Origin of the sequence: Bacillus sp. FSL K6-0268, assembly GCF_038005425.1 — a bacterium.
Lineage (GTDB): Bacteria > Bacillota > Bacilli > Bacillales > Bacillaceae_G > Bacillus_A > Bacillus_A thuringiensis_S.
The window spans coordinates 50,373-62,192 of record NZ_JBBOTF010000001.1 but is presented as its reverse complement, the minus strand read 5'-3'; the positions used below and the strand labels follow the sequence as shown (position 1 = coordinate 62,192).

Here is an 11,820-nt window from a genome sequence, read left to right as displayed (position 1 = left end):
TTCTCTCGCTTTATGTTTAAGGTGCCTCCAAAAAAGGGATCGTTGCTGTACCCCTTTGCATAGTGCGAAATTTTTGTAACTAATTTCTTTCATTCAAGCGACAAACATTATACCGATAACAATAAGTAAGACCCAAGAACTTATTTTACCAATATACGAAAAAAGTAGCAATCTTTTGCCCCATATAAAGAAGCCAATTAGGAGAAATGAACGAGAGATTCATTCTATTCAATTCCTTCATTGATTAATAAAAAAACAAGCCACCCAACTATTGGATGGCTCTATACTATAAAGAGAATTTGTTATTGGATTACTTCAATTTCCCTTCAAAAACAATCTTCCTACCGCACGGCTCAACTACTGTTTTGCCGTCTTTCTTTACTTCATGAAAGATTGGCTCTTCCATACGACGAGACGGAGCGTAGCCTTCTTGTTCCATACGTGCTAAGCAGTCTGTAATTGTTTCATTTTCAAGTACTTCAAATTTCTTTTTATTAGGTTGTTTTGTCATGCCCTAACCTACTTTCTATTTTTCTTGATGCGAATTGATTTTTCATGTAGACCATATATAACATTGCGAGAATTCCCATTATAATCATAACCGCAATAAAAAAGCTTGTATACTGTATTTTTTCTATAAATACGCCGCCTAATACAGGTCCCATAATACTTCCTAAACTAAAAGCGATTCCGGATAATATATTACCTGCTGGTAGTAAGTGTCTCGGTAATAAATCAGTCATAAATCCAAGCCCTAAAGAGAAGCACGATCCAATAACCATACCCGCTAAAAGCATGCAGGCAAAGACGATCCAGTAATATTGATCAAATACGGCGGCAAGTAGAAAAATGCCCGTACTTATGCTAAACGTCCACGTTAATATACGATCCCTTCCGTATTTATCACTCAATATACCGAGCGGAATTTGTGTAATAATACCCCCAACTGCAAATGCTGGTAATAAGAAGGATACATCTGAAACAGACCACCCTTTACGAAGCGCGTATACTGGTAAGTTACTATTTAACATCGCCTCAAGTACGCCATATGCAAGTGGTCCTAGTAACGCAATCCATCCTAATCCAACAACTTGTCTATAACGAGAAAATGATGATTCACTCTTCACTTCTCTTTCATCTTGCGCTGGGAATGCATTTTTTGTTGGAAGTAGTAAAAGCCAACCTATTAAACAAAGTATAGTAGATATAATAAATGGTGTTGCAAGACCGTACTGCACAGTGCTTGCTAAATACGGACCAACAGCAAAACCAATTCCGAAGAATACACCGTATATCGATACTTGTCTCCCTATTTTACTTGGGTCTGATGTTGTCGTGATCCACGTTTGCGTTCCGACATGCAGCATATGATCTCCGACTCCAACTAGAAATCTAAGGATAAACCATACCCAAAACGAAAATGTTTGTGTAAAAAAGAATAATGAAATAATAACGAGAAACCCACCTATAACGATAATTGGCTTCATTCCAAACCTTTGCATCGGTTTTTCAAGAAACGGCGAAATAACTAATATCCCAATGTATAATGCCGTTGCATGAATACCGTTAATACTTGAACTAACCCCTTCTTGTTCAAAAATCATTGCAATGGCAGGTAAGAGCATTCCTTGTGACAAACCCGAGATTGCTACAATCCCAACCATAATCCAAAAAGTAAAACGCATTGACATCCCTTTCCCTCTCCTTCTCACGCTTCCACTTTTCATTATAAACTGTTTCTGCAAATGCGTGTACGAATATTCATAATAAAAAAGAAGCTAAAAGAATGAACCTTTTAGCTTCCTATCCTTCCCAAACTTGCGCTTTCACATTGTAATGAAAGTGTTTAAAATATGGATCTTCATAAAATGAAGGTCCATATAAGTAATGTTGCATATGAGCTGTTAGTGGCTGCTGCATCTGTAAAGGAACTACAGCTGGTGAAACTTGCATATACATCGGATCTATCATTATTTTTGTATAGATATGATGATTATATGGCGAATAAGCGATTAAGGATGGTTTATGCATTGATAATCTCCCCTTATACATACAAATGTTATAGTATATGCAACACTTCTCATTTCGGGGATTATTTCTGTTCTAACCAATCCTCTACATGTTTTATAAATACATCTAAACAATCAATAAACGGCGAGTGTCCGCAATCTTCTAATACCTTCAACTCTGCATTTGGCAAATGTTTCGCTAATTCCTCACCGACTACTTGCGGTACGACATAATCTCTATCACCTTGTATGACGAGTGTTGGCGCTTTAATACGATGAATTTGCTTACTTCCCCCTACAACCCCGTTATGTTCATCTGAAATATTAAATGTAATGAGCGCATAATTCACATCTACGAAATTACGTTGCGTTAACATATCATCTAAATACTTTTCATAACGGTCCGGTTCAGGTTGATTATGTGTATATATTAATAGATTCCATACTGTACGGTAATATAGTTTGTTCATATTTTTTATCGCGTCTAATACTGGAGCGATTTGTACTGGATCTTGCGCAATTTCTTCTTTCGTCTTTACTAAACTTGATACAATCGGCTGCCCATTCGTATCTTTTTTAAAGATTGGGTATCCTTTCATTCCTACTGATTCTACTAAAATTAACTTTTCTACAAAAGTTGGGTGGTTCGCTGTAAATTGCATCGCAACGCCACCGCCCATTGACCAGCCCATTAATGAGAATTTCTCTAGCTTTAACTCGTCGATAAATAATTTTATATCTTCTACAAAGTCTTGTAATGAATCTATGGACTGATTATACGTTGATTGTCCAAACCCTCTTAAATCAAGAGCGTAAATATGGTATTGATCTTGCAACTTTTCAATGACTAAATCCCAATGTTGTGACGATGTCATGTTCCCGTGAATGAGTACAAGAATATCTGTATTTCGCCTTCCAACTTCCTGATATGCAATCGTTTCTCCGTTCGATAGTGAAACAAACTCCATTGTTGCAGGCTTAATCATCACAAGTTCCCCCATTCTATTTAATAGAAAGAAAATTCTTTACTTAATTAAAGAATAGCACGTAGAATATACGTTCGCAACATAAAACCTATAAGAATTTTTTACATAAATCAACATGTCTATTACTAGACAATTATTATAAAAAAGTATATAGTTAGCTAGATAACTAATTTGAAAGGATCAAAATACATGGACGAAAAACAACATTTTTTTCACATCGTCAGCCAGACTTCTCGAAAGTTTACGAAGAAATTTAATGAACGTGTATCTCCAACAGGGTTATTTAGTGCGCAATGGGCTGTTATTTTCCGCATTAATCAAACTGGTTCTTGTACGCAAACAGAATTATGCCAGTATTTAAATGTTGAATCACCAACGATGACTCGTACGTTAACACGTATGGAAACGATGGGATGGATTATTCGTACAGAAGGTAAAGATCGCCGCGAGAAGCTTATTTCTTTATCCGAAACAGCGATAAAGATGATTCCAGTATGGCAAGAAGAAGTTGACACTTTCGAAGAAAAAACGCTAGAAGGTATTAACGAAGATGATTTACATCAAGCATTTCAAATGTTACAACAAATTATTAAAAATTTAGATTAAATTGGAGGGATGACGATGCAAAGTGAGAAACTTTGGACGAAGGATTTCCTCGGAACTTGTTTTAGTAGTCTATTTCTCTTCTTAACATTTTACATGCTTATGACTACTCTGCCTGTCTATGTAATAGACGGCCTAAAAGGAAAACCTGAGGAAATTGGTTTAGTTGCAACTGTGTTTCTTATTTCTTCTGTTTTATGTAGACCATTCACAGGAAAATGGCTCGATGATTTAGGAAGAAAGAAAATATTATTTATTTCACTTTCATTATTTTTAGCCGCTACTGTTATGTATTTCGGTGCGCAAAGTTTATTCTTATTACTTGCCCTTCGCTTCTTACACGGTATTGGGTTCGGGATGGCAACGACAGCTACTGGTACGATTGTAACTGATGTTGCGCCAGCTCATCGACGAGGCGAAGCACTTGCATATTTCGGCGTATTTATGAGTCTGCCAATGGTAATTGGTCCTTTTTTAGGTTTAACAATTATTTCTCATTTTTCGTTTACTGTGTTATTTATCGTTTGTTCCGTATTTTCATTACTTGCATTTTTATTAGGGCTACTTGTCGATATTCCTCACGAAGCACCTGTTAGCAAACAAAAACGTGAAAAAATGAAATGGAAAGACTTAATCGAACCATCTTCTATTCCGATTGCACTTACAGGATTTGTTTTAGCCTTTTCTTATAGTGGTATTTTATCCTTTATTCCTATTTATGCGAAAGAACTCGGTTTAAGTGAAATTGCAAGTTACTTCTTTATTGTATACGCACTTGTTGTTGTCATTTCTCGTCCATTTACAGGAAAGATTTTTGATCGCTTCGGTGAAAATGTACTCGTTTACCCTGCAATCATTATTTTCACAATCGGAATGTTCATATTAAGCCAAGCACAAACTTCATTTTGGTTCCTTGGCGCAGGTATGCTAATCGGTTTAGGTTACGGAACATTAATTCCGAGTTTCCAAACGATTGCAATTTCTGCCGCCCCAAACCATAGACGTGGTTCTGCGACAGCTACGTATTTTTCATTCTTTGATAGTGGTATTGGTTTTGGTTCTTTCATTTTAGGTATTGTCGCAGCGAAATCCAGTTATCATAATATGTATTTTATCGCAGCTATTATCGTTGCGTTCACTTTACTTTTATATTACGGATTACACGGACGAAAACAAAAATTCAAGAAACAACCTACAGACGGAAAAATTTCCGCTTAACGTTAATAAGGAAAGTAAACTTCCCCGTTTACTTTCCTTATTTTGTATTTCTTTCAAGACGAGCGTATACTTATAGTAGAAATAAAAAGGAGGGCCATATATGAAACTAAAAAAATCTCCCCTACTCTTACTTATACTAACATTCATATTTGTAATTACAGGGCTTGGGTTTACTTACTTCAAACATAATAAAACGACCCCATCAAAACATAATGTGACAAAAGAAAACTGGTTAAATGACCCTTACTTACGTTGGTCGTATACACATATGAAAGAATTCACTTTAGTTAATAACGTAAAAAACAACCCTGACCAAATTGCTCACTTCCCTTCCGCATTGCAAAACTTAGATGATTTTGCTGTGGAGCGTAGATTCGGAAATACAACTCCTCTAAAAAAACTTTTAGACGATAACAAAACAGATGCTTTTGTCGTTGTACATAATGGACAACTTGTTTACGAACGATATTTCAATGGGTATAAACAGAATGAACCTCATGGTATGGCATCATTAGCAAAAGTCTTTACCGGGGCAATTATACAATCTCTCGCTGAAGAAAAACGTATTGACTTAGAAAAAACAGCTGACACTTACATAAAAGAATTAAAAAACACACCGTTCGGTAATGCCACACTTCAGCAATTAATGGACATGCAAGTTTCAGCTGAATATCCTACTCATGGATATGAGCAACCTGGGCTAGAAAATCAAGATGCACAATTATATTTAGCTAGCAATATTTTACCCCGCGGCAAAAATTACGACGGTCCGATGAAAATTTATGATATGTTACGGGAAGCCGAAGAAACTGCACCGCCTGGTTCTTCCTTTTCTTACAATAACGGATCAACAGAAACGCTTGCTTGGATTATTAGAACTATTACTGGTAAATCACTAGCTGAAAATGTAAGCGAACGAATTTGGTCTCAAATTGGTATGGAAGAAAACGCGTATTACGTTACAGATGAAATGAAAATAGAACAAGCAAGCGCTGGCTTAAATGCAACTGCTAGAGATATGGCGAGATTCGGGCAATTACTATTAAACAACGGGGAATATAACGGAAAACAAATTCTCCCTTCTTCTATTACAGAAAGTGTAAAAAATGTACAAGAAGGTGAACTTGAAATTAGTATTGGCGCTTCTATTTCTTATCATAATCAATGGTGGATTCCCCACAATGAACAAGGTGCTTTCGAAGTGTTAGGTAGTTACGGACAAACACTTTACATCGATCCGAAAGCAAATATGGTAATCGTTCATTTCTCTTCTAACGCAACGCCAAGTAATGAAATACATTCGGTTTATTCAAATATGTATATTGATATTGCACATCATTTAGAAAAGCTTCCACAGTAGTGGAAGCTTTTTCATTACAGTACATTATTTACACTACTATACCAATTATCTTTTCGTTATTAGAAAAGATTGAAAAAACAATTACCTAAAATACACCTATCGAAAATTTTATAAGCAGGTTACAATTTTAATTGAGCGTTTAACTAATACACCCACATCTTTTGGAGAATGTATTAAAACACTTCCCTTACAAAGATTGTCTGTTCATATTGGTCGAAAATTTCTTCTATAGATGAAAATAAAGTTTCTTCCGGTATGATGAACTTTATTTTTTGATCATTTTTTAACATAAAGGAAATTGTTCCATTATCATTAAAACCTGTATGAAACGTTCCTCGTTTATTTAATAGTACCTCTTCAATTATATTTATTTCAATTGAAAAGTTATTCTTTAATTGCAAGAGTTCATGTACATCGCCAGTATGTATTTTTGCATCTATTTCAGTTTCTAAGTTTAATTGTTTTTTCTCAATTTTTTTGAACCAAAACAAAAACAATAGCTCTGAAATACCAGGTAATTGTTTTTTATAAGCATGTCGGCTATGAAACTGTCCGCCAATCTTTATAAAATATATACAGTCACCTGTAATAAAAACTTTATAATATATATCTGCCGTAAACATTTTAGGCTTTAAAAGATAAAAACTTTTGATCATAATTCCCCCATCAATTTTAAATGTATTTGTATAAACATTTTTAGCTAGATTTGTGCTAAAACATATTTCTCATGTAATGCAACACTATTGTATTGAATCTCCTCTCCCTTTGCAACAGTTGCTTTGAAGCCAGCTAGTAACCTTTCTCTATACTATCCCTATAAGTGCTACCCCATTTCCAACCGTTTTTCTTCTAGTATATTAAAAGCAGAATTTGATACGAGGCTCTATATCAATCTATCAATAAATTACCGCTCTATAAATATCTGAATTTTCTTTACATTGAAGGTTATCTCCTAAACAACCTCGAATAATTGTAATACATATACATAAGGAGGTTGATCTATTTTGTTTCGTTCCTTTACAAATGGTTGCGTCGCCTTAGTGCAACGCTTCTTGCCAGAACCGTTTATTTTATCATGTTTACTAACTGTTTTCGTTATCTTCTTTGGTATGTTTGCGACTCACCAAACACCTGTAGAAATGATTAATCACTGGGGTAATGGAATTTGGGGACTCCTCGCCTTTTCTATGCAAATGGCACTTGTACTCGTGACTGGATCTGCTTTAGCAAATGCTCCTCTTATTAAAAAAGGATTAACGAAAGCTGCCAGACTACCAAAAACAATTGGACAAGGCATTATTGCCATTTCAATTGTAAGTTTACTCGGTGCATACATAAACTGGGGCTTTGGAATTGTTGTATCTGTTTTATACGCAAAAGAAGTGGCAAGGCAGCTGGACGGATTAGATTATAGACTAGCAATCGCCTCTTCTTACTCTGGATTTCTCATTTGGCATGCCGGTCTTTCTGCCTCTATTCCTCTTACGTTAGCAACAGGCGGTGAAACGTTAATTAAAACGACTGCTGGAAGTATTAAAGAGGCGATTCCAATAACAGAAACGTTATTCTCACCATACGCTCTCGTTCCAGTTATTATTTTTCTCATTACGATGCCTCTCATTAATAAAGCGATGCATCCAGATGAAAAACATACGATTACAGTAGATCCTAGCGTGTTCCATGAAGAAGCTGCTGCTCAAGAAGTAGAAAAAAATACGTTCGCTGAAAAGATGGAAAATAGCATTATTATTACACTTTGCGTTGGATTGTTAGGTCTCATTTATATTTTCAATTACTTTTATACGAAAGGTTTTAACCTTACTCTCGATATCGTGATTTTTATGTTATTAATTGCAGGTCTTATTTTCCACCGTACTCCGATTCAGTATATTCGTGCTTTTTCAGACTCTACGAAAAGTGCTTCTGGCATTTTACTTCAATTTCCGTTTTACGCAGGAATTATGGGCATGATGATTGGAGCAAATAGTGAAGGACTTTCACTTGGAGGAGCTATTTCTAATTTCTTTATTAGCATTTCAAATGAAACGACTTTTCCGCTCTTTACATTTTTAAGTGCTGGCATTGTTAACATTTTCGTTCCATCTGGCGGCGGTCAATGGGCTGTGCAAGCACCAATTATGATTCCAGCTGGCGCTGAACTTGGTGTACCTGCTGCAAAAACAGCAATGGCAATTGCATGGGGCGATGCTTGGACGAATTTAATTCAACCTTTCTGGGCATTACCAGCATTAGCGATAGCTGGTTTAGGTGCTCGTGACATTATGGGATTTTGTGTTGTGAACTTACTATATGCGGGTTTTATCATTAGTCTATGCTTCTTATTTATTTAAACGAAAAGCTAGTTTTATACTAGCTTTTTTACATAATAAATCAATTATTTCCCATGAAATTTATAATCTTCTCCCACTCTAACTCCGTAAGATGTAATGACTCAAATGCAAAAAAATCTTCGCACACTTTTTCAATTAGATGTGGATTTTCCCTCAAAAAATTCCACTGTAATACTTTAGGAAGAAAATGCATTTCATATTCTTTACTTCCCCGTACTACCTGATCAACTTCTCTTTCACAAATTCCTCTTATTAAATAATCATTTCTTAACTCTATTTGAATTTGCTGAAATGTTTCGCTGCATTTTTTCAATTGAAGTAAACACGTAACATACTTCCGAAAAAGTTCGCCATCATACTGAACACAGTTTATAATACGATCGACTTCATTCATAATGCACGAGCCTTTTCTTCTATTTGTAATAACCATTTCTCACGCTTTGATACTTTACTCGTTTTCACAGATTGAAACACTGACCGTTTTATATCGCGAATGCCACAAAAACGTAAAATACCTCTCTTCATCATAATCCAATCTGCTGATCGATATAACAATGCGACGTACCATAGAGGCGAGTCTAACGTATTAATAACCCATGCTTTTTTCCCTTGCAATAATCCTTTCGGCAGAGCCCCTTCATATTTATAAGCAAATCCAGCTACGAAAATACGATCGATAAATCCTTTTAAAATTGCTGGCATCCCCCACCACCATATTGGATAGATGAATAGAAGTGTATCTGCTTCTTCTACTAACGTTCTATACCGAGCTGTTTCCTCTTCATTTACTAAATCGCGTCTTTTCTTCTCTTCATTAAATACGAGGACTGGATCAAATTGTTCTTTGTATAAATCAAGTACGGTAACTGAATGATTTGTTTCCTGTAGTCCTTTTTGCACATGATTGAAAATCGCCGCGTTAAAACTTGAAGGGTTAGGATGAGCATATATAATTAGTACGTTCACTACAAAACAACTCCCTCTATACGTTAAAGTTTCTCCTTCTTTAATAACTTCTCTACAATTTGTACGTTTTTCGAACTTTGCAACAATCGATTTAATAATATAAGTAACTCTTCTTTTTTTAAATCTTTCAGTTTCTCTTTAACTGCACTCTCACCAGCACCTTGAATATCATAAACAACTGCCACCATATGTTTACAATAATTTTCATAGGGACACTCACAGTTACTTTCTGAAAAATCTTCGAGATCGATAACTACTTCATAATTCCCTGCATTTCCAGTAACGAAAGCAAACACTTTTTTATCTTGTATTTCAACATCTTCTACATGCCCATCTTCATAATATTCATATCCCTTATCTACAATGTACTTTGGGATCCATTTCGTTATATCTTTTAATAAGTAAGCGTACATAATTGTACCCCTTCCTTTAATTCCCTTTTGACTTCAAAAATCCTGCATGTTATTCTAATTACTGTTAAGTAGCAAGTCTACGTGACAAAACGACTGACACCTATTCGGCGAAGGTGTCTCTTTTCATTTGCAGCCGATATGAATTGCCTCTTTCAGGCACATTCAATTTTTGACACTACACACTCAACACCATTCCCTGTATCAGGCTGCTTTAGCAGTCTTTTACTCTACATACTCCGTTATTTTAAGAAAAAAAGAGAGCTTAGCTCCCTTTTCTCGCCTTATACAATACACCTTTTTCAGCATAGAGATATTCATCAGCTAATGTAATTTTCCCATCCAGTTTTAGTTCGTCTAATAATCTTGATAAATAAAATTGATGCAACATCTTTTTCGTGAATTTTCCTTCATGATGCGAAACGATATGTTCTTGAATATCTAACAATGATATCGGCTTATCTTGCTCTATCATATATTCATAAACTGTACTACGCAGTTTTACGTATTTTTCGAGTGTCACAGTAATGCGCAACCCCTTTCTTCTTAATATAAATTTTCGTAATCGGTTTTTTTGCAATAAAAAAACCTCTCCGATAAGAAGAAGTTACGTATATATCTTCGTCTTATCTCCCAGAACAAATATGTTCTGCTGGAATTAGCACCTGCATCGCGGTTGCTGGGTTTCATCGGGCCAGTCCCTCCACCTCTCTGGATAAGAAAATATTCACTTAATTCTTACTATACGTAATTCCACTTTAATTGTCAAACAAATATAATAAATATAACAAATTATATTTTCTTCCTTACTGTTCATACTACCCATATACGAACATGCAAGGAGGATTATGAAATGCATCAAAATGCTCGCGGATATGTACAAGATTCTTTTCAATCATTACAAGAAGCTAAAAATTGTTTAGAAGAAGCGCTCGAAACAGTTGAAAAAGATTTTAATCGCGCTCGTATTGAACAATCACTTTATGCTGTTGAACAAGCTATTCAACGTTGCGAGTACACCGTTCACATTTTAGAAAAAGATTAAAAACTTCCCATCTATTGATGGGAAGTTTTTTCAAATGGCATACTTCATAATTATTGCCGTTATGATTAAAAAATATACAGAATTAGCAATTTCTAAAATTCCTACTTTTATAATAGAAATTTTTTTGCCATACAACACAATTGCTCGAATGACACTTGGTATAAAAATAAGAGAACACCACGGATTAATCGCAAATACAATTATCGTTAATAAGATATGATATCCCCAAGATATAAGACGATACTTCGGGTTATTTTTTTCACGAATCATCGTTTTCACATAGAACGTACTACCTAAAAAGTATAAAAATGAAATAAGTGCAATGAATAAAGCTGTATGATCGATTTGCTTCATTGAAAAGTAATAACTAATTAACCCACCGATACAAAACACAATGATTGCACAAATATCATTTAATAGTGCTCTTTCATTTTTTTGACGGGCGTAATACATATTCACTATAAATAATGGAATCATTACTATTAAGAATAAAAGAATTCGCCACTCATATAATAAAGAAATCATCCCAAATAGGAACGCAATGCTGAAATAAACAATGGTAGCTTGTAAAAACTCTTTTTTTCGTCTTTGCTTTATGTACGTAAGAAATGGATACGTGGCTAAATAGATAAAAAACCACGCTAAAAACAATGGAATATGATAAATAGTAGGTTTCCCAAGTACGACACTTAATAAAAAAGGAATAACAAGCATGGCCCATGCACCATGTTGCTTCGGAATAACTAACTTCATTAACTATACACCTCACTTTTGAAAAAAGTTCTCACCTACCATTATACAAATAATTTTATATAATAACGGATGCATATTAAATCAATTTTTTGACAAAAAAATGCTCCTTACAATATGTA

General features: G+C 34.9%; 15 protein-coding genes and 1 riboswitch. Of the genes, 5 read left to right on the top strand and 10 right to left on the bottom strand.

All coding sequences use genetic code 11. The annotated features are described in order from the left end of the window. Nucleotides 1-310: 310 nt before the first annotated feature. The 4 genes from MHI28_RS00340 to phaZ all read right to left on the bottom strand — a co-directional run bounded on the left by MHI28_RS00340 (nucleotide 311) and on the right by phaZ (nucleotide 2,995). Nucleotides 311-511, bottom strand: a complete 201-nt coding sequence (locus tag MHI28_RS00340) for an NETI motif-containing protein (protein WP_000166303.1) — start codon at nucleotides 509-511, stop codon at nucleotides 311-313. Next, complete coding sequence (locus tag MHI28_RS00335) at nucleotides 495-1,691, bottom strand: MFS transporter (protein WP_000062800.1); 1,197 nt, start codon at nucleotides 1,689-1,691, stop codon at nucleotides 495-497. The genes MHI28_RS00340 and MHI28_RS00335 overlap by 17 nt, the downstream gene beginning before the upstream one ends. Nucleotides 1,692-1,803: 112 nt before the next feature. Beyond that, nucleotides 1,804-2,031, bottom strand: a complete 228-nt coding sequence (locus MHI28_RS00330) for a hypothetical protein (RefSeq protein WP_000549499.1) — start codon at nucleotides 2,029-2,031, stop codon at nucleotides 1,804-1,806. Nucleotides 2,032-2,092: 61 nt separating this feature from the next. Further along, complete coding sequence (phaZ, locus tag MHI28_RS00325; RefSeq protein WP_000594885.1) at nucleotides 2,093-2,995, bottom strand: intracellular short-chain-length polyhydroxyalkanoate depolymerase; 903 nt, start codon at nucleotides 2,993-2,995, stop codon at nucleotides 2,093-2,095. 189 nt (nucleotides 2,996-3,184) lie between these two features. Here phaZ and MHI28_RS00320 point away from each other — a divergent pair, with 189 nt between their 5' ends. The 3 genes from MHI28_RS00320 (at nucleotide 3,185) to MHI28_RS00310 (ending at nucleotide 6,176) form a co-directional block, all read left to right on the top strand. Further along, nucleotides 3,185-3,601: a MarR family winged helix-turn-helix transcriptional regulator gene (locus tag MHI28_RS00320; RefSeq protein ID WP_000343679.1), complete on the top strand. Its 417-nt coding sequence runs from the start codon at nucleotides 3,185-3,187 to the stop codon at nucleotides 3,599-3,601. 15 nt (nucleotides 3,602-3,616) lie between these two features. Continuing rightward, nucleotides 3,617-4,816, top strand: a complete 1,200-nt coding sequence (locus MHI28_RS00315; protein ID WP_001190320.1) for an MFS transporter — start codon at nucleotides 3,617-3,619, stop codon at nucleotides 4,814-4,816. Between the two features lie 100 nt (nucleotides 4,817-4,916). Next, complete coding sequence (locus MHI28_RS00310; protein WP_000768733.1) at nucleotides 4,917-6,176, top strand: serine hydrolase domain-containing protein; 1,260 nt, start codon at nucleotides 4,917-4,919, stop codon at nucleotides 6,174-6,176. 173 nt (nucleotides 6,177-6,349) lie between these two features. On the opposite strand, the gene MHI28_RS00305 is transcribed toward MHI28_RS00310, so the two are convergent. Further along, nucleotides 6,350-6,832, bottom strand: coding sequence for a hypothetical protein (locus MHI28_RS00305; RefSeq protein ID WP_000597306.1), 483 nt, complete (start codon nucleotides 6,830-6,832; stop codon nucleotides 6,350-6,352). Between the two features lie 348 nt (nucleotides 6,833-7,180). Here MHI28_RS00305 and MHI28_RS00300 point away from each other — a divergent pair, with 348 nt between their 5' ends. After that, nucleotides 7,181-8,527: a short-chain fatty acid transporter gene (locus MHI28_RS00300; protein WP_000490007.1), complete on the top strand. Its 1,347-nt coding sequence runs from the start codon at nucleotides 7,181-7,183 to the stop codon at nucleotides 8,525-8,527. Between the two features lie 40 nt (nucleotides 8,528-8,567). Here MHI28_RS00300 and MHI28_RS00295 read toward each other — a convergent pair whose 3' ends face one another. From MHI28_RS00295 to MHI28_RS00280, 4 genes are all read right to left on the bottom strand, one after another. Next, nucleotides 8,568-8,921 carry a hypothetical protein gene (locus tag MHI28_RS00295; protein WP_001006476.1) on the bottom strand — a complete coding sequence of 118 codons (354 nt, stop codon included), beginning with the start codon at nucleotides 8,919-8,921 and terminating at the stop codon, nucleotides 8,568-8,570. Next, complete coding sequence (locus tag MHI28_RS00290; protein ID WP_001101572.1) at nucleotides 8,918-9,493, bottom strand: NAD(P)H-dependent oxidoreductase; 576 nt, start codon at nucleotides 9,491-9,493, stop codon at nucleotides 8,918-8,920. The genes MHI28_RS00295 and MHI28_RS00290 overlap by 4 nt, the downstream gene beginning before the upstream one ends. A 23-nt stretch (nucleotides 9,494-9,516) precedes the next feature. Further along, nucleotides 9,517-9,906 (bottom strand): SWIM zinc finger family protein, encoded by a 390-nt coding sequence (locus MHI28_RS00285; RefSeq protein ID WP_000271530.1) that lies wholly within the window; start codon nucleotides 9,904-9,906, stop codon nucleotides 9,517-9,519. A 262-nt stretch (nucleotides 9,907-10,168) separates the two neighbouring features. Beyond that, nucleotides 10,169-10,426 carry a hypothetical protein gene (locus tag MHI28_RS00280; protein WP_000171476.1) on the bottom strand — a complete coding sequence of 86 codons (258 nt, stop codon included), beginning with the start codon at nucleotides 10,424-10,426 and terminating at the stop codon, nucleotides 10,169-10,171. 100 nt (nucleotides 10,427-10,526) lie between these two features. Next, a riboswitch (SAM riboswitch) is annotated at nucleotides 10,527-10,625 on the bottom strand. 131 nt (nucleotides 10,626-10,756) lie between these two features. On the opposite strand from MHI28_RS00280, the gene MHI28_RS00275 reads away from it, so the two are divergent. Beyond that, nucleotides 10,757-10,948 (top strand): hypothetical protein, encoded by a 192-nt coding sequence (locus tag MHI28_RS00275; RefSeq protein ID WP_000554032.1) that lies wholly within the window; start codon nucleotides 10,757-10,759, stop codon nucleotides 10,946-10,948. Between the two features lie 30 nt (nucleotides 10,949-10,978). Here MHI28_RS00275 and MHI28_RS00270 read toward each other — a convergent pair whose 3' ends face one another. Next, nucleotides 10,979-11,701, bottom strand: a complete 723-nt coding sequence (locus tag MHI28_RS00270; protein ID WP_000779996.1) for a YwiC-like family protein — start codon at nucleotides 11,699-11,701, stop codon at nucleotides 10,979-10,981. Between the last annotated feature and the right edge of the window lie 119 nt (nucleotides 11,702-11,820).